Annotated in this window: 19 protein-coding genes; 1 reads left to right on the top strand and 18 read right to left on the bottom strand. The window is 70.6% G+C overall.

Features of this window, described 5'->3' with window-relative positions; all coding sequences use genetic code 11:
* Position 1: 1 nt before the first annotated feature.
* The 5 genes from BMW88_RS25265 to BMW88_RS25245 all read right to left on the bottom strand — a co-directional run bounded on the left by BMW88_RS25265 (position 2) and on the right by BMW88_RS25245 (position 3,479).
* Positions 2-241 (bottom strand): RNA-binding protein, encoded by a 240-nt coding sequence (locus BMW88_RS25265; RefSeq protein ID WP_030468017.1) that lies wholly within the window; start codon positions 239-241, stop codon positions 2-4.
* Positions 238-681 carry a 30S ribosomal protein S16 gene (rpsP, locus tag BMW88_RS25260; protein ID WP_089954690.1) on the bottom strand — a complete coding sequence of 148 codons (444 nt, stop codon included), beginning with the start codon at positions 679-681 and terminating at the stop codon, positions 238-240. Before rpsP ends, BMW88_RS25265 begins: the two co-directional genes overlap by 4 nt.
* Positions 682-803: 122 nt before the next feature.
* Positions 804-1,535 carry a LamB/YcsF family protein gene (locus tag BMW88_RS25255; RefSeq protein ID WP_089954688.1) on the bottom strand — a complete coding sequence of 244 codons (732 nt, stop codon included), beginning with the start codon at positions 1,533-1,535 and terminating at the stop codon, positions 804-806.
* Positions 1,535-2,311 (bottom strand): CPBP family intramembrane glutamic endopeptidase, encoded by a 777-nt coding sequence (locus BMW88_RS25250; RefSeq protein ID WP_089954685.1) that lies wholly within the window; start codon positions 2,309-2,311, stop codon positions 1,535-1,537. Before BMW88_RS25250 ends, BMW88_RS25255 begins: the two co-directional genes overlap by 1 nt.
* Before the next feature lie 289 nt (positions 2,312-2,600).
* Positions 2,601-3,479 (bottom strand): RNA polymerase sigma-70 factor, encoded by an 879-nt coding sequence (locus BMW88_RS25245; protein WP_218148200.1) that lies wholly within the window; start codon positions 3,477-3,479, stop codon positions 2,601-2,603.
* Between the two features lie 147 nt (positions 3,480-3,626).
* On the opposite strand from BMW88_RS25245, the gene BMW88_RS25240 reads away from it, so the two are divergent.
* Positions 3,627-4,106: a carboxymuconolactone decarboxylase family protein gene (locus BMW88_RS25240; protein WP_089954681.1), complete on the top strand. Its 480-nt coding sequence runs from the start codon at positions 3,627-3,629 to the stop codon at positions 4,104-4,106.
* Here BMW88_RS25240 and BMW88_RS25235 read toward each other — a convergent pair.
* The 13 genes from BMW88_RS25235 to gcl form a co-directional block, all read right to left on the bottom strand.
* Positions 4,103-5,158: an amidohydrolase family protein gene (locus BMW88_RS25235; protein ID WP_089954678.1), complete on the bottom strand. Its 1,056-nt coding sequence runs from the start codon at positions 5,156-5,158 to the stop codon at positions 4,103-4,105. The genes BMW88_RS25240 and BMW88_RS25235 overlap by 4 nt on opposite strands.
* Positions 5,159-5,160: 2 nt before the next feature.
* Complete coding sequence (gene ffh, locus BMW88_RS25230; RefSeq protein WP_089954677.1) at positions 5,161-6,714, bottom strand: signal recognition particle protein; 1,554 nt, start codon at positions 6,712-6,714, stop codon at positions 5,161-5,163.
* A gap of 26 nt (positions 6,715-6,740) precedes the next feature.
* Complete coding sequence (locus BMW88_RS25225) at positions 6,741-7,355, bottom strand: HAD family hydrolase (RefSeq protein ID WP_177221287.1); 615 nt, start codon at positions 7,353-7,355, stop codon at positions 6,741-6,743.
* Positions 7,352-7,912: an AAA family ATPase gene (locus BMW88_RS25220; RefSeq protein WP_089954673.1), complete on the bottom strand. Its 561-nt coding sequence runs from the start codon at positions 7,910-7,912 to the stop codon at positions 7,352-7,354. The genes BMW88_RS25225 and BMW88_RS25220 overlap by 4 nt, the downstream gene beginning before the upstream one ends.
* A gap of 68 nt (positions 7,913-7,980) precedes the next feature.
* On the bottom strand, positions 7,981-8,994 hold the full coding sequence (locus BMW88_RS25215; RefSeq protein ID WP_143116230.1) for a hypothetical protein: 1,014 nt from the start codon (positions 8,992-8,994) through the stop codon (positions 7,981-7,983).
* Between the two features lie 281 nt (positions 8,995-9,275).
* Positions 9,276-11,600 carry a [protein-PII] uridylyltransferase gene (locus BMW88_RS25210; RefSeq protein ID WP_089954667.1) on the bottom strand — a complete coding sequence of 775 codons (2,325 nt, stop codon included), beginning with the start codon at positions 11,598-11,600 and terminating at the stop codon, positions 9,276-9,278.
* A gap of 20 nt (positions 11,601-11,620) precedes the next feature.
* Entirely contained in the window at positions 11,621-11,959 is a 339-nt protein-coding gene (locus BMW88_RS25205) for a P-II family nitrogen regulator (protein ID WP_089954665.1), read from the bottom strand.
* The gene (locus BMW88_RS25200; RefSeq protein ID WP_089954767.1) at positions 11,956-13,299 is read right to left on the bottom strand and encodes an ammonium transporter; all 1,344 of its coding nucleotides are present in this window, start codon (positions 13,297-13,299) and stop codon (positions 11,956-11,958) included. Before BMW88_RS25200 ends, BMW88_RS25205 begins: the two co-directional genes overlap by 4 nt.
* A gap of 255 nt (positions 13,300-13,554) precedes the next feature.
* Positions 13,555-15,075: an alpha/beta hydrolase gene (locus BMW88_RS25195; protein ID WP_089954663.1), complete on the bottom strand. Its 1,521-nt coding sequence runs from the start codon at positions 15,073-15,075 to the stop codon at positions 13,555-13,557.
* Positions 15,076-15,189: 114 nt separating this feature from the next.
* A complete protein-coding gene (gene alc / locus BMW88_RS25190) occupies positions 15,190-16,182 on the bottom strand; it encodes an allantoicase (RefSeq protein ID WP_089954661.1) in 993 nt (330 codons plus the stop codon).
* Positions 16,179-17,468 (bottom strand): allantoinase AllB, encoded by a 1,290-nt coding sequence (gene allB / locus BMW88_RS25185; protein WP_089954765.1) that lies wholly within the window; start codon positions 17,466-17,468, stop codon positions 16,179-16,181. Before allB ends, alc begins: the two co-directional genes overlap by 4 nt.
* A 5-nt stretch (positions 17,469-17,473) precedes the next feature.
* Positions 17,474-18,484: a glycerate kinase gene (locus BMW88_RS25180; RefSeq protein WP_218148199.1), complete on the bottom strand. Its 1,011-nt coding sequence runs from the start codon at positions 18,482-18,484 to the stop codon at positions 17,474-17,476.
* Between the two features lie 59 nt (positions 18,485-18,543).
* Positions 18,544-20,256, bottom strand: coding sequence for a glyoxylate carboligase (gcl, locus tag BMW88_RS25175; protein ID WP_089954655.1), 1,713 nt, complete (start codon positions 20,254-20,256; stop codon positions 18,544-18,546).

The raw sequence follows: 20,256 nt of genomic DNA, 5'->3' as shown, positions 1-20,256 counted from the left end.
CTCAGCGATCGGTGTCGACGACGTCGACCCGCACGCCGCGACCGCCGATGCCGGCCATCACGGTGCGCAGAGCCGTCGCGGTGCGACCGCCCCGACCGATCACCTTGCCGAGGTCGTCCGGGTGGACGTGGACCTCGAGGGTGCGGCCGCGACGGGTCGTGACGAGGTTCACCCGGACGTCGTCCGGGTGGTCGACGATGCCGCGAACGAGGTGTTCGAGGGCGTCAGCCAACAAACTCACGCCTCGTCCTTGGGCGCCTCGGAGTCGGCCTTGGGAGCGTCGTCGGCCTTGCGGGCCTTCTTCGCCTTCGGCGTGGTGGCCTCGGTCATCGGCTCCTCGTTCGCGGCGGCCAGCGCGGCGGCGAACAGGTCGGCCTTCGACGGCTTCGGCTCCTTGACCTTCAGGGTGCCCTCGGCGCCCGGCAGGCCCTTGAACTTCTGCCAGTCACCGGTGATCTCCAGCAGGCGCTGGACCGACTCGGTCGGCTGCGCGCCGACACCCAGCCAGTACTGCGCGCGCTCGGAGTCGACCGCGATGAACGACGGCTCTTCCTTCGGGTGGTACTTGCCGATCGTCTCGATGGCCTTGCCGTCGCGACGGGTGCGCGCGTCGGCGACCACGATGCGGTAGTACGGCTGGCGGATCTTGCCGAGACGCTGAAGCTTGATCTTGACGGCCATTGGCCTGGTACTCCTCGAACTCTGTGTTGGTGTTTCGCACAGCCGCGGCCCGGGCAGAGGGGCCGACCGCGGCGGACAGCGGGCAATTCTGCCAGATGGGGCGGGTGGATCCGAATCGGGGCCTACGCGAACGGTGTGACCGCGCCGAGCGCTTCCCGCACGGCCCGCGCGTGTTCGACCGCTCCGGGCGTGTCGCCGTGCACGCACAACGACTCGGCGCTGGTCTTGATGACCGTGCCGTCGACCGCGACGATCTCGCCGTCCAGCAGCCTCTTGGCGCGTTCAACGACCTGCTCGGTGCTGGTCAGCAGGGCGTTCGGCGCACTGCGCGGGACCAGCGTGCCCTCCGGGGTGTAGCCGCGGTCGGCGAACGCCTCCTGCACCGGCCTGAGCCCCGCTCGCTCCGCCTCGGCCAGCAACCGCGAGCCGGGCAGCCCGAGGATCGGCAGGTCCTTGAACGCCTTGACGCCGTTGACGACAGCTTGCGCCTGCTTCTCGTGGTGCACCGTCGCGTTGTAGAGCGCGCCGTGCGGCTTCACGTACACGACCTCGGCGCCCGCTGCTCGCGCGCACGCGTCCAGCGCGCCGATCTGGTAGAGCACCTCGTCGGCCAGTTCGGCGGGATCGGCGTCGATGAAGCGCCGCCCGAAGCCGGCGAGGTCGCGGTAGGACACCTGGGCGCCGATGCGCACGCCGTTGCGCGCCGCTTCCTCGCACACCTTGCGCATGGTCGACGGATCACCGGCGTGGAAGCCGCAGGCGACGTTCGCGCTGCTGATGACGCCCAGCAGCGCGGTGTCGTCGCCGAGCCGCCAGATGCCGAAGCCCTCGCCGAGATCGCTGTTGAGGTCCATCACATGACCCCGACGGAGACGAGCAGGAGGGTGAGCCCCGGCAGGAAGTTGTTCATCACGTGCGCCACGATGCTCGCCCCGAGCCTGCGGGTGAGCAGCCGGGCGATGCCGATCGGGATGGCGATCACGAGCAGCAACGACGTGCGCAGCGGCTCGAAGTGACCGATCGCGAAGACCACCGTGGTGAGCCCGAACGCGGCCCAGCGGCTCCAGCCCTGCCGTTCGACGGCGCCCCACAGCAGGCCTCGGTAGATGATCTCCTCGCAGACCGGCCCGACGAGGCTCACGTAGAGGAACATCGTGATCGCGGCGGCGAGCGGCAGGTTCGAGCCCGACAGCAGGTCGCCCACGGCGCTCGTGGCGTTCTCCTCGCCGACCACCTTCGCCCAGATCGTGGCGGCGGAGTAGGTGAGGACGAGACCGAGGATGCCGAGCTTGAGCCCGGTGGCCAGGTCCTCCTTGGTCATGCTGAAGCGCAGGTCGACCTTCGGCCCGTTGCCGCGGACGTAGGTGATCACGATGGCCGTGCCCGCCGCCAGGAGCGTCGGCACGATCGACCCGACCAGCACCAGCGGCACCGAGTCGAGCAGGCTCACCCCGAACTGCTTCGCCACCGCGGTGATGAACACGGCGCTCAGGATGAAGACGGCCTCCACCAGGAGGAACGCGCCGAACCCCCAGCGCTGGCCGACCCGCTCCGGCTCGGGGTTGCGGCTGATGTCCCGCACGCTCTCGAGGAAGCCTCGCTTGGGCTTCACCGACTCCGGCTCACTCACGCCCTGCAATCTAGTCACGTTCCGGCTACCTGCCGGTGAACGGCCCGCTGCGACACCCTCATGATCAGCTCACCTCGCGATCGACGGCTTCTGAAGCACCGATGCTCGACCGGGGCCTCGCGATACGAGTGGAGTGGGAACCGCGGTCAGCCGCCCCGAATCCGAGGTTAGCCTGCTGCACCGGCGGAATTCGGGCCGAACGCCTGGCCAAAAGATGGTCAGATCGGGTCCCCGCCGGATGTCCTGCCTCCTGGTGAACGGATCGGCGCACAACGCCCGCCACTAAACCTCACCGGCTCAGCACCGTCTCGTGGCCCATGTGCGAGAGCTTCTCCGGGTTTCGCACCGCGTACAGGCCGCTGATCAGCCCGTTGTCGATCCGCAGCGCGATCACGGCGTCGAGCTCGCCGGCGAACTCGACGACCAGCGCCGGGTAGCCGTTCACCTGAGCGGGTTCCATCGACCAGCCGGTGACCCTGGCCAGCCCGCCGAGCAGCATCCTCGCCACCTTCGACGCGCCGACGACCGGGCGCGGCACCGCCTGCTTCACCCCGCCGCCGTCGCCGAGGAACACGACGTCGGGGGCGAGCAGGTCGAGCAGCGCCTGCAGGTCGCCGGTCCGGGTGGCGCGCTGGAAGGCGGCGAGGGCGTCCCGGGTCTCGGCCTGCGTCACCACCTCGCGCGGCCGGCGGGCGGCCACGTGCGAGCGGGCGCGGTGGGCGATCTGGCGGACGGCGGCGGGGTTCTTGCCGACCGCCGCGGCGATCTCGTCGTAGTCCAGGTCGAAGACCTCGCGCAGGACGAACACCGCCCGTTCGGTGGGGGTGAGGGTTTCGAGGACCAGCATCATCGCCATCGAGACGCTGTCGGCGAGCTCGACGTCCTCGGCGACGTCCGGCGCGGTCAGCAACGGCTCGGGGAGCCAGGACCCGACGTAGGACTCCTTGCGGCGGCTCAGCGCGCGCAGGCGGCCCAGCGACTGGCGGGTGACGATCCGGACGAGGTAGGCGCGGTGGTTGCCGACGGCGCCGTGCTCCACGCCCGCCCACCTCAGCCACGTCTCCTGCAACACGTCCTCGGCGTCGGCGGCGGAGCCGAGCATCTCGTAGGCGATGGTGAAGAGCAGGTTGCGGTGGCTCACGAACGAGTCGGTGGCGACGTCCGGCACGGGTCTCCTCCTGGAACGGGGCTGTCCACCAGACACCGCCCGACGAGGATCTGTGACAGTGGCATGAGTCACAAAGCGGCGGTGTCACAGGCGCGGGACCAGCGGCGTCTCGTGGTCGTCAGGCAAGGCCCACGAGGGAGGAAACCCATGGAACCCCGCTTCAACCTCTTCGGCACCGAGACCGGCGGCAAGCTCGCGAAGCGCTTCGCCGGCCTCGGCCAGGCGGTGCACCAGTCACCGCTGCCCGCGCTCACCGCCGAACTCGTCAGCCTGCGGGCCAGCCAGCTCAACGGCTGCGGCTTCTGCCTCGACATGCACGTTAAGGAGGCCGTGGCGGCGGGCGAGGACCCGTTGCGGCTGCACCTGGTGGCCGGGTGGCGCGAGACCACGGTGTTCACCGAGGCCGAGCAGGCCGCGCTGGCGTTCGCCGAGGAGGGCACGGTGCTCACGCGCGAGGGCGTGAGCGACAAGACCTGGGACGACGTCCGCAAGCACTTCGACGACGAGCAGGTCGCCGCGCTGGTCTGCCTGGTGGGGCTGATCAACGCCGCCAACCGGATGGCCGTGATCACGCGCCAGAAGGGCGGGTCGTACGAGGTCGGCGCGATGGCCCAGGTCAGCGCCTAGCAGACCCGGCCCCTGAGCATGATCATGCGCGGCGTCCTCAGGACCTCGAGGTCCTCGCGGGGGTCGGAGTCGTAGACCACGACGTCCGCGGCCGCGCCCTCGGTCAGCGACGGGAAGCCGAGCCACGCGCGGGCACCCCACGACGCGGCGCCGATGGCGTCCGACGTGCTCATGCCCACGCGGTGCAGCGCGACGACCTCGTCGACGATGCGGCCGTGCGCGATGCCGCCGCCCGCGTCGGTGCCCGCGTAGACCGGCACCCCCGCCTCGATCGCGGACGCCACCGTCGTGGCGACGCGGGCGTGCAGGTCGCGCATGTGGTTCGCGTACGCCGGGTACTTGCCGGCCTTCTCGGCGATGCCGGGGAACGTCTCGATGTTGATCAGCGTGGGGACCAGCGCGGTGCCGCGCGCGGCCATCATCGAGATCGTGTCGTCGGTGAGGCCCGTGCCGTGCTCGATGCAGTCGATGCCGGCGTTGATCAGGCCGGGCAACGCGTCCTCGCCGAAGACGTGGGCGGTGACCTTGGCGCCGGCGGCGTGGGCGACCTCCACGGCCCTCACCAGCTCCTCGTCAGTCCACAGTGGAGCGAGGTCGCCCACGCCGCGGTCGATCCAGTCGCCGACGAGCTTCACCCAGCCGTCGCCGTGCGCGGCCTGCTCGGCCACGGCCGTCGCCAGGTCCGACTCGATCTCCACGCCGATGTGCGGGAGGTAGCGCTTCGGGCGGGCGATGTGGCGGCCCGCGCGGATGATCCGCGGCAGGTCCAGGCGCTCCTGCAACGGCGTCGTGTCGATCGGCGACCCGCAGTCGCGGATCAGCAACGTGCCCGCGTCGCGGTCGGTCAGCGCCTGCTCGACGGCCTCGGGCAGCTCGACGCCGCCCTGCGGGCCGAGGCCGACGTGGCAGTGCGCGTCGACCAGGCCGGGGACGATGAACCCGCCGTCGACGACGGTCTGCGCCCCCGGCACCGGCTGGGTGCGCACACGGCCGTTGACGACCCACAGGTCTCGCGGCTCGCCCTCGGGGAGGACGACGCCGCGCAGGTGCATGGTCACTTCTTCTTGTCGTCCCCGTCGAACTTGAACTTCGACGGGTCGAAGCCGGGCGGGAGCTCGTTCATGCCGCCGCCGAGGTTCGGCAGACCGCCGGGGGGCAGACCGGGCATGCCGGGAGGCATTCCGGGCATGCCGCCGCCGAACATGCCGGGGAAGCCGCCCTTGACCTTCGGCGGCGTCGGGCCGCGACCGCCCTTGCCCTTCTTCCCCTTCTTGCCCTTGCGGCTCTTGCTGGCGCCGTAGCCGCCCATCCGGCCGGCCATCGCCGACATCATCTTGCGCGCCTCGAAGAAGCGGTTGACCAGGTCGTTGACGTCGCTGACCTTGACGCCGGAGCCGTTGGCGATGCGCAGCCGGCGGGAGGCGTTGATGATCTTGGGGTCGTCGCGCTCCGCCGGGGTCATGCCGCGGATGATCGCCTGGATGCGGTCGAGGTGCTTCTCGTCCAGCATCGCGAGCTGGTCCTTCATCTGCCCGGCACCGGGCAGCATGCCGAGCAGGTTCGCGATCGGGCCCATCTTGCGGATCGCGAGCATCTGCTCCAGGAAGTCCTCGAGCGTGAGCTGGCCGGTGTGCAGCTTCTGCGCGGCCTTCTCGGCCTGCTCCTGGTCGAAGTGCTGCTCCGCCTGCTCGATCAGGGTGAGGACGTCACCCATGCCGAGGATGCGCGAGGCCATCCGGTCCGGGTGGAAGACGTCGAAGTCCTCGAGCTTCTCGCCGTTGGACGCGAAGAGGATCGGCTGGCCGGTGACCTCGCGGACCGACAGCGCCGCACCACCGCGGGCGTCGCCGTCGAGCTTGGTGAGGACCACACCGGTGAAGCCGACGCCGTCGCGGAACGCCGTGGCCGTGTTGACCGCGTCCTGACCGACCATGGCGTCGACGACGAACAGGACCTCGTCCGGGTTGACCGCGGCCCGGATGTCGGCGGCCTGCTTCATCATCTCCTCGTCGACGCCCAGCCGGCCGGCCGTGTCGACGAGGACGATGTCGTGCTGCTTGGCCTTGGCCTCCTCGACGCCGCGGCGCGACACCGCGACCGGGTCGCCGACGCCGTTGCCGGGCTCGGGGGCGAAGACGGGCACGCCCGCGCGCTCACCGACGACCTGGAGCTGCGTCACCGCGTTCGGGCGCTGCAGGTCTGCCGCGACGAGCAGCGGCGTGTGGCCCTGGCCCTTCAGCCAGCGGGCCAGCTTGCCGGCGAGCGTCGTCTTGCCGGCACCCTGCAGACCCGCCAGCATGATCACCGACGGCGGGTTCTTCGCGAGGTTCAGCCTGCGGGTCTCGCCACCGAGGACGTTGACCAGCTCCTCGTTGACGATCTTCACGACCTGCTGCGCCGGGTTCAGCGCCTGGTGCACCTCGGCGCCCTTGGCGCGCTCCTTCACCTTGGCGATGAAGCCGCGCACGACGGGCAGCGCGACGTCCGCCTCGAGCAGGGCGACCCTGATCTCGCGCGCGGTGGCGTCGATGTCGGCGTCGCTGAGCTTGCCCTTGCCGCGAAGGCCCTGGAGAACTGCGGTCAGCCGGTCGGAAAGCGTGGAGAACACGCCTCCCAGACTAGCCAACCTCGCGCTCACCCGATGCCGTGGCTCGCCAGCGCTCGCAGCAGCACCGGTTCACGGCGCCCGACCGGGGCCGTGGAGATCCGCGCGAACGGCAGCCCGGCGGCCGTCGCGGCGCCGTCGACGACCGGGTCGTCGCCGATGTGGAGGCACTCGGGCGGAGCGACGTCGAGCCGCGCGCAGGCGGCCTCGAACGCACGGGCCGAGGGCTTGGAGACACCGATCTCGAACGACAGCGCGAAGGCGTCGACCGGCAGCGACTCCCTGGCGAACACCTGCCGGATGTCCCACGAGGTGTTGCTGAGCACCCCGACCTTCAACGGCCGGGCGGCGGCCAGCGCCTCGGCCGTGTCGGGGTAGGGCAGCCAGAACGCCGGGTTGTGCAGCCGCTGGAACACCTCGTCGGTCATGGAGAGCCCCGCCAGCCGGAACAGGGTCCGGTGGGCTGAACGGTTCGCGAGCGCTGTCAGGTCACGTGCGTCCCACACGGCGCGTTCGGCGGCGTTCATCCGTGCCACGTAGGGAGCGGGCGCGCGCAGCACGGCGAGATGGGCCGGTGAGAGCCATCGGTACGTCGGGCGCCCGAACAGGGTCCCCGCGAAGTCGAAGAGGACAGCCTTGATCACGGGACCATGATGCGCAGACCACCCGACGTTCCCGCACGCGTGAGCAGCGTCACGCTCGCGAAGCCGAAGGGCACCCAGCCCGCCTCGAAGTCCGCGCGCATCGACGAGCCGCGGCGGACGTGCCGTTCGAACGAGTGGGCCCGGACGAGCCGGCGGCGGGCGATCTGGCCGTCCAGGGCCTGGGCCGCCGAGGCGTCCAGCCACAGGAAGTGGCGGGAGCGCCCCGCCAGCGCGCCGGCCAGCACCAGCATGAACCGGGTCCCCGGCCGGGTGGACGGTTCGTGCACCACCAGCAGGCCCGGCCGGAAGAAGGCCGCCCAGAACACCCGCAGGCGGTGCGTCAAGTGCACGAGCACGCGCCAGTACTTGTAGGGCAGGGGCACCCGCGGTTCCAGCCACGCGCGCACCTGGTCGGAGTCGAGCACGGTCACCGGCTCGTCCGCGTTCAGCCGGGTGAGCAGCGTCGTCTTGCCCGCGCCGGGGATCCCGGCGAGGACGACGAGCGAGCGCGGGCGCACTCGGACGACGGTCGTCTGCGTGTTCAACACGGCGGTCATGTCCTAGAAGACGTCGGAGCCTTCCCTCTCGTTCAGTGTGGTCCGATTTATCACCGAATGCACAGGGTTCAGCGCCACACGACGGCGCGGTAGGTGCCGTCGGGGAGGTTCGCGACGCCGATGACCTGCCCGACCTCGCTCAACGCCGTGACGGTGTGGCGTGTGGCACCCGGCAGCGACGGCAGCACCGTCTGCGCGCCCGCCATGTTCCAGGTCGCGGCAGCCGTGCCGGCGGTGCCCGCGACGACACCGGAGTTGTTCACCGCGCGAGCGCTCGACGGCGCGGGCGCCAGCACCTCGGTGCCGCCGCCGAAGAGGTCCCACCGGACCGCCTGCGACGAGGACTCGCCGACCGCGAACCCGTTGTCGCTGAGGTCGAACGGCCGCGCGCCGGCGCCGAGCTGCACGCGGCTGCCGTTGCGCAGCCACAGCACGCCGTCGCCACCGGCGGTGCCGGCCGCGTCGGCGAGCTGGTTGACGCCGAGCAGGCCTCCCGCGTCCAGCACGGTCCGCACGCCGGAGGCGTTCCACCGCACCACGTCGCCACCGGCCGTGCCGACGACCCAGTTGGCACCGGTGACGTACCGGCCGCTGCCAGGCCCCAGGACCGTGGCGCCACCGATCGGGTCCCACAGCACGGCCTGGGCCACGCCGTTGATCGTCGCCGTTCCCGTGACGGCGCCGGAGTCGTTGACGTCGTACGCGACGGAGTTCGTGGCGCCCGGCACGGTCAGCTGCACCAGCGCACCGGACGGGTTCCACTTCACCGCCTGCGCCTGGTTGGCGGAGTTCACGGCGTAACCGACCACCACGCCGTCGCGGTTGATCGCCGCCGCCCACGAGTCGAACCCGAGGTCCGCGAGCTTCTTGATCCCGTCGAACCGGTCCCACCGCACGGCGTGCTGCGCGGTGCCCGTGCCGTAGGAGACGCCGGCGATGGTGCCGGAGTCGTTGATGTCGATCGCGGCGCTCCGGACGTCACCCGGCAACGTGCCGAGGTCCTCCACGGCCAGCGGAGCCGCTTGTGCGGTAGCGGGAATCACCAGGGCCGCGACGACGGCGGCCACCACTGCGGTTCTCAACGTTCTTCCTCCCCAGTCAGAACAACGAGAACTCGACCCTGCCCGGACCGCGCGGAGGTTGTCCAGGAAGCTGTCTCGTTGTCATGCGCGGAGGAACTCCGGCGGTGGTGCGAGTGCCCGGTGCCTCCCCCGGCGCCGTCACCCGTCACCACCGCCTTCACCCGCCCGGGAAGTGGTCCACCCCTCGAGGACGCTTTCCGGACACCGCGAAGACTGCCCGGTTCCGGAAGTGCTGAGGAGCGTGAGCACCCGGAGTGGTTGTGCGTAGAGCTACTCAACCGCTACCCGGCCGCGTCGAGCACCGCTCGCTCGATCCGCCGGCGGTCGAGGTCGGCGCCCGCGACGCTGAACGAGTCGACGACCGTCGCGCCCAACGTGGACACCCGTGCCCACCGCACGTCGGCACCGCACTGCTCCAACGCGCCCGCCACCCGGTGCAGCAGGCCGATCCGGTCGGCGGCCCGCAGTTCCAGCACCACCGCGCCGGTCGCCTCGTCGTCGAACCACAGCACCTTCGCGGGCGGCGGGTCGAGCGGCGGGCCGCCGTAGTCGCGTTCCTTCGCGGCGAGCTTGTCCGCCAACGGCAAGGAGCCCTCGATCGCCCTGGAGAGCTGTTCGCGCAGCAGCGCCGCGTCCGGCAGGGAACCGAACCGCGGTGACACGGTGAACGCGTCCACCGTCGCGCCGCCGTGCGCGCGCAACGTCGCCGCGTGGACCTCCAGCGAGTTCAGGGCGAGCACGCCCGCCGCCTTCGACAGCATGCCCGGCCGGTCCGGCGCGAGCACAGTCACGACCGCGGCGTGGTCCTGCTTCTCCAGCAGCACCTCCGGTTTTCCCGACTCCGCGACGACCTCCGCCATCGCCACGAACGACGGGTCCAGCGGTTCCGGTTTGGGCAGCGCCTCCCCCGCCATCGCCGTGCGGCAGCGGGCGACGAGGTCGGCCATCAGCGCGGCCTTCCAGTCCGTCCACACGCCGGGTCCCGTCGCGAGGGAGTCCGACTCCGCCAGCGCGCACAGCAGCTCGAGCAGCACCGCGTCGCCGCCGAGCGTCTCCACCACCCGGTGCACGGTGGCCTCGTCCTCGACATCGCGCCGGGTCGCGGTGTGCGGCAGCAGCAGGTGGTGGCGCACCATCGCGGACAACGTCTCGACGTCCTGCGGCCACAACCCGATCCGCTCGCCGATCTGGGTCGCGAGCGCGGCACCCACCTCGGAGTGGTCCTGCTGCCGTCCTTTGCCGATGTCGTGGATCAAGGCGCCGAGCAGCAGCAGGTCCGGTCGTGACACCGTTGTCGCGAGCCGGGCGGCGTGCGCGACCGTCTGCACCAGGTGCCGGTCGACCGTCCACATGTGCGCGGCGTCGCGCGGCGGCAGGTCCCGCACCGCGCCCCACTCCGGGAAGAGCCGTCCCCACAGACCCGTGCGGTCCAACGCCTCCACGACGTCCACGAGCCCGCTTCCGCTGCCCAGCAACGCCAGCAGCTCCTCGCGGGCCTCGCGCGGCCACGGCTGGCGCAGCTCCGGCGCCGAGTCCGCGAGCCTGGTCAGCGTCCCGGACGCGATCGGGTGCTTGCTGCGAGCCGCCGCGGTGGCCACGCGCAACAACAACGCCGGGTCGCGGCTCGGGATCGCGTCACGCGCGAGCGCGACCTCGGAGCCGTGCAGCACAACGCCTTCGTCCAGCGGCCTGCGCTGGGGCTGCCCTCTCAGGAACGCCCCCAGCCCCCGTTTCGGCGCGGCGGCCCTGGCGGTCCTCAGCGCGACGTCGAACGCGTAGACGACCGTGCGTGCGGCCGAAGAGAGCGCACGGGCCAAAGCGAACCTGTCGGCGAGCCCGAGCGCGGACGCCACCTCGTCACCGTCCTGCGCCCGCAGCACGTCACGAGGCTTCTTCGCCACCCGGCGCAGCTCGGTGCGCACGTCCAGCAGCAGTTTGCGCGCCTCGGCCACGTCCGCGGACGGCCGGTCGACCACCTGCGCGACGGACAACGCGTCCAGGATCGTGATGTCCCGCAGCCCGCCCCGCCCGTGCTTGAGGTCGGGTTCGACGCGGTGCGCGATCTCGCCGCTGCGGGCCCACCGCTTCCGCGACGACTCGGCGATCTCGTCCAGCCGGTTGCGAACGTTGCCGCGCCACGCCTGCCGCGCGCCGTCGGCGAGCTTCTGCACGACCTCCTGGTCGCCGGCGACGTGCCGGATGTCCAGCAGCCCCAACGCGGTCCGCAGGTCGCCGGCGGCGACCCGGAGGGCCTCCCCCACCGTGCGGACCGAGTGGTCGAGCCCGATGCCGGAGTTCCACAGCGGGTACCAGAGCTTCTCGGCGATCTCGTCGATGTTCTTGACGCCGTTGTGCACGAGGACGAGGTCGAGGTCGGAGTAGGGCACGAGCTCACGCCGCCCCAGCCCGCCGACCGCCACGAGCGCGACACCCGTTCCGGATATCCCCGCTCCCTGAGCGTGTTTGGTCAACCAGAACTCGTGCAGGTCCACGAGTGCTTCGCGCAGAGGTTCGGCGGCCAAGCGACGACGACCTGGCACGAGCAGCCGTTCGCGCGCTCGCACCAGGTCGTCAGCCGTGACGACGGCCGTTTCGTTGTTCTCCACGGACCGTCTCCTTCAGTTGTTTACAGCGCATCCGTTCCACGTTCGCCCGTGCGCACGCGCACGACCGTGTCGACCGGAGTGACCCAGACCTTGCCGTCGCCGATCTTGCCGGTGCGGGCGGCCTCGACCACCGCTTCCAGCACCTTCTCGATGGCTCCGTCGTCGACGACGACCTCGATCTTGATCTTGGGCACGAAGTCCACCGAGTACTCGGCGCCGCGGTAGACCTCGGTGTGGCCCTTCTGGCGGCCGTAGCCCTGCACCTCGCTGACGGTCATGCCGAGCACCCCGAGCTGTTCGAGGGCGCCCTTCACGTCGTCGAGCGTGAACGGCTTGATGATCGCGGTGACCAGCTTCATGACTTGTTGCTCCCCTCGAGGACCGCGGTCGCACCCGCGGCCACGCTCGGCTTGCCGGTGCCCCGCGTGCTGGTGAGGCTGCCGTACTCGTAGGCGCGCTCGGCGTGCTCAGCCTCGTCGATGCTCGCGACCTCCGCCTCCTCCGACGCGCGGAACCCGACGGTGAACTTCACCAGGTAACCGAGGGCGAGGCTCAGGACGAACGAGTAGCCGAGCACCGCGAACGCGCCGACGGCCTGGCGCCAGAGCTGGTCGACCCCGCCGCCGTAGAAGAGGCCGTTGATCTTGGCGGGCGCCGCCTCGCTGGCGAACAGGCCGATCAGGATCGTGCCGGAGAGCCCGCCGACCAGGTGGACGCCGACCACGTCGAGCGAGTCGTCGAAACCGAAGCGGTACTTGAGGGACACGGCCAGCGCGCACAGGGCGCCGGTGATCGCGCCGATGGCGATGGCGCCGACCGGGGTGACCGCGGAGCAGGCCGGCGTGATGGCGACCAGACCGGCGATGACACCGGACGCGGCGCCGAGCGTGGTGGCCTTGCCGTCGCGGATGCGCTCGGTCAGCAGCCAGCCGAGCATCGCGGCGCAGGTGGCGACGAGCGTGTTGATGAACGTGACACCGGCGGTGCCGTTCGCGCCGAGCGCCGAGCCGGCGTTGAACCCGAACCAGCCGAACCACAGCAGACCGGCGCCGAGCACGACCAGCGGCAGGCTGTGCGGCTTCATGGGCTCCTTCGGCCAGCCGACGCGCTTGCCGAGCACCAGCGCGAGCGCAAGACCCGCCGCACCGGCGTTGATGTGCACCGCGGTGCCACCGGCGAAGTCGATCGCGAGGAGCTTGTTGGCGATCCAGCCACCGGGGTCGACGACGTTGCCCGCCTCGTCCTTGCCGTCGAAGTCGAAGACCCAGTGCGCGACCGGGAAGTAGACGACCGTGGCCCACAGCCCGGCGAACAGCAGCCACGGGCCGAACCGGGCGCGGTCGGCGATGGCGCCGGAGATCAGCGCGACCGTGATGATCGCGAACATCGCCTGGAACGCCACGAACACCGTGCTCGGGATCTTGCCCGACAACGAGTCGGCGCCCAGCAGCCCGTCCAGGCCGAAGAACTCGAACGGCTTGCCCAGCAAGCCCGCGCCCACGTCCGCGCCGAATGCCGTCGAGTACCCGAACAGCACCCAGAGGACACCGACCACGGCCATGGCGCCCAAGCTCATCATCATCATGTTGAGCACGCTCTTCGAACGGACCATGCCTCCGTAGAAGAAGGCGAGGCCCGGCGTCATCAGCAGCACCAAGGCGGCGCTGGTGAGCACCCAGGCGGTGTCCCCTGTATCCACTTCGACCTCCACTGCACGTCGGTTGCAGGGAGCATCGGGACGTCCTGTTTCGCGCGCTTGCGCGGGAGGTTTCCGGGAAGTGAACTGTCGACCTGGAGGTGTTACGTCCGCGTTTCGCGGCGTTCACGGTCTCGGTTCGGACACCTCACGACGCCGGACCGGTAACGAGAAGTGACGCCGGGCGCCACCCGTTCGGGCGACGACGGGCCATGCCCCAGGCGATGTGCGCCGGGGACATGGCCCGTGGACCACCGGTCAGCGGAGCGAGAACGGGCCCGCCGGCACCCTCTGCTTCGCGGTCTGGATCGACGCCTCGGCCGGAGGCTCGACGGCGGCGCACGAGGTGCCGTTGCGCGGCAGCTTCAGCGACACCAGGTACTCGTTGTTGATCTTCAGCGTGCACTCGCTGCGGTCGTAGACGCCGTGGCCCCAGCCCTCGTAGGTGACGAAGACGGTGGTGTCACGGGACTGCTTGTGCGCGTTGACCGCCCACTCGTAGACCGTCGCCGGGTCGTACTTGGCGTTGGTCAGCAGGATCTTCGGCGCGTTCTTGATCTTCAGCGGGTGCTGCGGGTTCGTGGCCTTCGGGAACCCGACGCAGCCCATCATCGCGCCGTGGCCGATCGACGAACCACGGGTGTTCGGCGCGACGCGGTTCTCCATCGCGTTGAGCGCCTGGTACTCACCCCACGAGCCGACGCGCAGGTTGTAGTCGTTGCAGAAGATGCCCGCGAACGGGTTCTCGAACGTCTCACCCGCCGTGAACGCCTTCGCGGACACCGGAGCGCCTTGCACGAGCGAGGCGATGTAGTCCGCGAACGGCTTGAACGCCGGGCCGTAGCCCATGCTCACGATGCCGGCGCCGAGGTTCTCCGCCGTGATCTTGCGGCCGGTCTCGTCGACGAGCTCGCCGCGGTCGGCCTTGGCGAGCAGGTCCTTCCAGATCGCCCGAAGGTCCTTGCCGTGGAACGGCGAGGACGGCGTCCGGTCGTTCCACTTGATCCACTCGTTGAACATGTCGTTCGCGCCACGCGCCTCGGTCTCGAGGAACTTCCACGTGCCGAGGCTGTGGTCCATGTTCGAGTCGATGATCATGGCGCGGATGTTGCGGCCGTACTGCTCCGCGTAGTGCTGCCCCATGATCGTGCCGTAGGAGATGCCGTAGTAGTTGATCTTCTGCTCGCCCAGCGCGCGACGGATCGAGTCGATGTCGTGCGCGACGTCCTTGGTCGAGGCGTGGTCGAAGATCGGCCCCGACTGCTCGCGGCAGTCCGCGCGCAGCTCCTTGTTGTAGGCGACCAGCTGGTTGAACTCGGCCTCGGTCTTCGGGTAGTCGGACGGCTGCCGCTGGAGCACCTCCGCCGAGCACTTGATCGGCTGGCTGCGCGCGACACCACGCGGGTCGAACCCGATGATGTCGAACCTGTCCGAGATCTCCTTGCTGAAGTACTGGTCGGCGAACATGCCGAAGTCGACGCCGGAACCACCCGGCCCACCGGGGTTGATCACCATCGCGCCGATGCGCCGATCCGAGTCGGTCGCCTTGCGGCGGGACACGGCGAGCTGGAACTTCTCCCCGTTCGGCTTGGCGTAGTCGATCGGCAGCTCGAGGAAGCCGCAGTCGACCGTCGGCACCTCCTCGCAGGGCTTCCAGTCGATCGCCCCGACCTTGAACTCCGGTTGCCCTTCCGGAGCCGCGACCGCGACCTGCCCCGCACCCAGGACCAATGCGGAACTCGCGAGCACGGCCCCGAAGGCACGCACCATCGGTTGCATGGATTTCCTCCCTAGATCCCCGATCTTGCGGGAGGAAACGCTTCCACCGATCGTGTGACGCAGACAACCGTCGTGGGTATGGCGAAGAATCAGCCTGTGGTCGTACAACCACAGTCAGTTAGTCGTTTTGGCCCACACTCCTCGCAGGTGTACTAGCCCGTCACTCGTAGGGGTGCCGACGATGCGCAGGCGGGCCATCCCGCCGTCCGGGTAGATGTCGAGCCGCACAGCCGTCGCCTCGGTCTCCTGGACCACGAACCGGTGCCGCGTGTCCGGTTGCAGCCGGGTGCGCGGCAGCAGGTCGAACCACGCGCCGGGGTCCGCGCGCTCGTCGCACGCGGAGACCGACGCCCAGCCCGGCGCGTTGCCCTTGAAGTGGCTCGTGTCGAGCTCGACCAGCCGCACGACGCCGGGGGCGGCGAGCCGCAGCGACACCCAGTCGTTGCCGTCGTCCCGCCGGCGCGCCGTCTCCCAGCCCTCGCCCATGACGGTGGCCTGACCGGGGGCGATGAGGTTGTTGGGAGAGCTGTAGAACATGTTGCTGCACCCCGTGACGACGGCGCCGTTCTCCAGCGCCGCGAGGTCGATGCCGGGAACCAGCAGCCGGGGATCCGCGAGCGGTTCGCCGTGCACGCGCAGCCGGGCGACACCGCCGTCCGGGTCGATGGTCAGGCGGACGTGCGTGACGCGACGGCCGTCGCGCACGTCGAAGAAGTGCTTCTCGTCGCCCTTGAGCGCGGAGCGTTCGACCAGCGGGAACCACCCGGTGATCTCGTCGGCGGACGGGTAGCCGTCGGCCTGGGCGCCCTCCACCCAGCAGAACGGCGGGTAGTTGCCCTTGAAGAACGCCGTGTCGACGACGATCCCGCGCACCACACCGGGCATGCCGAGCCTGATCACGGCCTGGTCGACGCCGGGCGTGCGGCGGCGGCGCGTCTCCCAGCCGTCGTAGACCTGACCCTTGTGACCGAAGGTGTAGGTTTGGTAGACCGGCTCGGCGGGCTTGATCAGGTTTTCCCGCTCGGCGAACAGCTCGTCGTTCGCCCACACCACACCGCCCCCGACCGCGCGCGAGGCGAGATCGGGCAGCCGGGTCCACTCCGTCATGCTTCTCCTCTTCTGAGCAGCTTGCCTCGGGTAGTGCTCACTTCCTTGCCGCGCAACCAGGTCTGCCTGACGACACCGCGCAGCTCACGGCCGTGGTAGGGCGTGACGGGGTTGCGGTGGTGGAGCTTGTCCCTGTCCACCACGAAGGTCTCGTCCGGCGCGAACACCACGAGGTCGGCGTCCTTGCCGGGTTCGATGGCGCCCTTGGTCTCCAGCCGCGCCTGCCGAGCCGGGTGCGTCGCCATCCAGCGGACGATGTCGGTGAGGTGGAAGCCGCGCTCCCGCGCGCCCGTCCACACCGCGGGCAAGCCGAGCTGCAACGACGCGATGCCGCCCCACGCCGTGGCGAAGTCGCCCTCCTTGAGCTCGGCCGTGCTCGGCGAGTGGTCGCTGACGACCAGGTCGATCACGCCGTCGCGCAGTCCCCGCCACAGCGCCTCGCGGTTCTCCGCCTCGCGGATCGGCGGGCAGCACTTGAACTCCGTCTGCCCGTCGCGGATCTCCTCCGCGGTGAACGTGAGGTAGTGCGGGCAGGTCTCGGCGCTGATCCGCAGGCTCTCCCGCTTGGCGGCTCCCAGGGTCGAGAGGGCGTCCGACGACGAGAGGTGCAGGACGTGCGTGCGCGCGCCGGTCCTGCGGGTCAGGTCGACGACGTCGCGGATCGCCTTGTTCTCGGCCTCGCGCGGCCTCGACGCCAGGAACCCGGCGTAGTCCGGTTCGGACTCGCGGACGGTGTGCGGGTCCTCGGCGTGCACGATCGTCAACGCGTCGAGCGTCGCCAGCTTCCTCAGCGCCGTCTCCAGCTCCACGAGCGTGACGGCCGGGAACTCGTCGACACCCGAGTGCAGCAGGAAGCACTTGAAACCGAAGACGCCCGCCTCGTGCAACGGCTTCAGGTCGGCGAGGTTGCCCGGGACGATCCCGCCCCAGAACCCGACGTCGACCGAGACCGACGCGGCCGCCTTGCGCTTGAGCTCCAGCGCGGCGACGTCGACCGTGGGCGGGACGCTGTTGAGCGGCATGTCGATGATCGTGGTGACCCCGCCGGCGGCGGCCGCGCGGGTCGCCGTCTCGAAGCCCTCCCACTCGCTGCGGCCGGGGTCGTTGACGTGCACGTGCGTGTCGACGAGTCCGGGCAGCAGCACCTCGTCGTCCGCGAGGTGCACGACGTTCGGCGAGTCGATGTGCGACTCGACGGCGACGACCTTGCCGCCGATGACACCGACGTCGCACGCGATCTCGCCCTGCGGGGTGACGACTCTCCGGGCACGGAAGACCAGGTCCATGTCGCTCACTGTGACACCCACTCCCCGGCTATGCGACCGCCGAGCACGCCGAGGAGCGCATCGGCCTGGGCCATGCACCGGGTGAGGTCGGGCTCGACGTCCAGCAGCGCGTAGGCGGCCTTGAGCCCCAGCTCGCCCGGCTCGACCGAGCACTGCCCGGCCACCGCGACCACCGGCACCTCACCCGAGGCCTTGACCACGCCGTACGGCGCCTTCCCGTGCCGGGTCTGCGCGTCCAGCGACCCCTCGCCGGTGATCACCAGATCCGCCCCGGCGACGGCGTCGGCGAACCCGGCGAGTTCCAGCACCACCTCCGCACCGGGCCGGAACCGCGCGCCCAGCACGGCGAGCGCGGCGAACCCGATGCCGCCGGCCGCGCCCGCTCCCGGCCGGTCCACGTGGTCGAGGCCGATGCGCCGGGCGAAGGCGGCCAGCCGTTCCTCCAGGACGTCGACCTGGGCCGGTGACGCGCCCTTCTGCGGCCCGTAGACCGCGGCCGCCCCGGACGGGCCGAGCAGCGGGTTGTCCACGTCCGAGGCGAGCACCAGGTCGACGCCGTCGAACGACGCCCCGCCCAGCGCCTCGAGCATCCCGGCGCCACCGTCCGTGCACGCGCTGCCGCCCAGCCCGAGCACGATCGTGGAGCAGCCGACGTCCAGCGCGGCCTTCAGCAGCTCGCCGACGCCGTGGCTGGTGGCGTCGAGCGGTGCGGGCTCCTCCAGCAGCGCGAGCCCGGCCGCCGCGGCCACCTCGACGACGGCGGTCGTGCCGCGGACGGCGAACGACGCGGCCACCGGCTTGCCGACCGGCCCGGTGACCCAGCGTCCCACCTTCACGAACCCGGCGGCGACAGCGGCGTCGACGGTGCCGTCGCCGCCGTCGGCCACCGGCAGCAGGCGCACGTCCACGTCCGGGACCGCCTCCCGCAGGCCGCGCGCGACGGCGGCGGCGACCTGCGGGGCGGTGAGCGATCCCTTGAACTTGTCCGGCGCGATGACCACTCGCTTTTTCGGCACGCGGGGGCCCCGCGTGCCCTGGAGGGAAACGCGGGGCCCCCGCGTGCCGTCACGGAGGGTCACGGGGTGGGCTCGAATTCGTGTATGGCGGCGATCGACGTGCCGTTCGCGGTGTTGCCCTCGCGTTCGATCATGATCTCCACGAGCACCGGCCGCCGCGTGCGGTCGGCCTCCTTGCGCGCCCACTCCAGCGAGGCGCGGATCTCGCCGGGGTCGGCGACGCGGATGCCCGAGCAGCCGTAGGCCTCCATGATCTTCACGTTGTCCGAGCCGGTGGTGTCGTAGTGGATGTCGACCTCGTACACCATGTCGTAGCCACCGTGGTCCTCGGCCATCCGGATCAGGCCGAGGTACTCGTTGTTCAGCATGATCAGCACGAACGGCACGTCGTACTGGGCACCGACCGCCAACTCCTCCACGAGGAACTGGAACGAGTAGTCGCCGACGATGCCGACGACCTCCGCGCCGGGCAGGGAGTTCTTCAGCGCCTTCTTCACCCCGATGGCCGCCGGGATCTCCCAGCCGAGCGGGCCCGCCTGGCCGCACACCTGGTAGCGCCGGGGCTTGTGCGCCTTCTGGTGCTGGCCCGACCAGATCTGGTAGAGCCCGATGGCCGTGACGAAGTAGGTGTCCGGGCCGTAGAACTCGTTGATCTCCTTGAACACCCGCGGCGCCTTGACCGGCACGGTGTCGAAGTCCTCGCGGCGCGGCAGGGTCCGCTTGAGCTCCTGGCAGCGGTCGACCCACGCGCCGGCGGCACGCGGGCCACGTGCCCGCGCCTTGTCGAGGAGTGCCTTCAGGAACAGCTTGGTGTCCGCGACGATCCCGAGGTCGGGCCCGAACACCTTGCCGATCTGCGTGGGCTCGACGTCGACGTGGATGAACTTCCGGTCGCCTCGGTAGGTCGCGAGGTCACCGGTGTGCCGGTCGCCGAACCGCGCGCCCAGCGCCAGCACCAGGTCGGACTCCAGGAACGACGCGTTGCCGTAGCGCTGCGAGGTCTGGATGCCCGTCATGCCCGCGTACAGCGGGTGGTCCTCGTCGACCGCGCCCTTGCCCATCAGAGTGGCCTGGATCGGGACCTGCAGGAACTCGGCCAGCTCCAGCAGCTCGGCGGACGCCTCGCCGAGGATGACACCACCACCGGCGAGCAGCAGCGGCCGCTCGGCGGCCAGCAGCATCTCCAGCGCCCGTTCGACCCGCGCGTCAGCGGGTGCGCTCTTCACGACCGGCAACGGCTCGTCGATGGTCGCGTCCCACTCGATCTCCTGCTTCTGCACGTCGATCGGCAGGTCGATCAGGACGGGGCCCGGCCGGCCGGAGCGGGCGATCCGGAACGCCTCGCGGAAGATCCACGGCATCTGCGCGGCTTCCTTGACCTGCACGGCCCACTTCGTGACGGGCGCGGCGATCGAGACGATGTCGACGGCCTGGAACGCCTCCTGGTGCAGCTTGGAGACCGCGGCCTGGCCGGTGATGCACAGGATCGGCACCGAGTCGGCCTGCGCGGTGTAGAGGCCGGTGATCATGTTCGTGCCGGCCGGGCCGGAGGTGCCGATCGCGACGCCGACGTTGCCGGTCGTGCGCGACCAGCCGTCGGCCATGTGCGTGGCGCCCTCCTCGTGCCGCACGATGAGGTGCTCGATCGAGCCGTCCTGCTCCATCGCCTTGTACAGCGGGAGGATCGCGGCACCGGGGCAGCCGAACACGGTGTCGACGCCCTCGGACTTGAGGACCTCGACGACCGCCTGCATGACTGGGATCTTCGGCAT

This window comes from Lentzea xinjiangensis (genome assembly GCF_900110955.1).
Taxonomy (GTDB): domain Bacteria; phylum Actinomycetota; class Actinomycetes; order Mycobacteriales; family Pseudonocardiaceae; genus Lentzea; species Lentzea xinjiangensis.
Note: the sequence above shows the minus strand (reverse complement) of the source record. Positions and strands in the feature narration are given on the sequence as shown.

Bases quoted from the DNA above. Each gene is read 5' to 3' on its own strand.
- BMW88_RS25235 (WP_089954678.1), bottom strand. From the start codon at position 5,158: ATGCACCTGCGCGGCGTCGTCCTCCCCGAGGGCGAGCCGCGAGACCTG.
- BMW88_RS25255 (WP_089954688.1), bottom strand. From the start codon at position 1,535: ATGGACCTCAACAGCGATCTCGGCGAGGGCTTCGGCATCTGGCGGCTC.
- alc (WP_089954661.1), bottom strand. From the start codon at position 16,182: ATGACGGAGTGGACCCGGCTGCCCGATCTCGCCTCGCGCGCGGTCGGG.
- BMW88_RS25205 (WP_089954665.1), bottom strand. From the start codon at position 11,959: ATGAAGCTGGTCACCGCGATCATCAAGCCGTTCACGCTCGACGACGTG.
- BMW88_RS25240 (WP_089954681.1), top strand. From the start codon at position 3,627: ATGGAACCCCGCTTCAACCTCTTCGGCACCGAGACCGGCGGCAAGCTC.
- BMW88_RS25195 (WP_089954663.1), bottom strand. From the start codon at position 15,075: ATGCAACCGATGGTGCGTGCCTTCGGGGCCGTGCTCGCGAGTTCCGCA.
- BMW88_RS25220 (WP_089954673.1), bottom strand. From the start codon at position 7,912: ATGACCGCCGTGTTGAACACGCAGACGACCGTCGTCCGAGTGCGCCCG.
- rpsP (WP_089954690.1), bottom strand. From the start codon at position 681: ATGGCCGTCAAGATCAAGCTTCAGCGTCTCGGCAAGATCCGCCAGCCG.
- allB (WP_089954765.1), bottom strand. From the start codon at position 17,468: ATGGACCTGGTCTTCCGTGCCCGGAGAGTCGTCACCCCGCAGGGCGAG.
- gcl (WP_089954655.1), bottom strand. From the start codon at position 20,256: ATGCCGAAGATCCCAGTCATGCAGGCGGTCGTCGAGGTCCTCAAGTCC.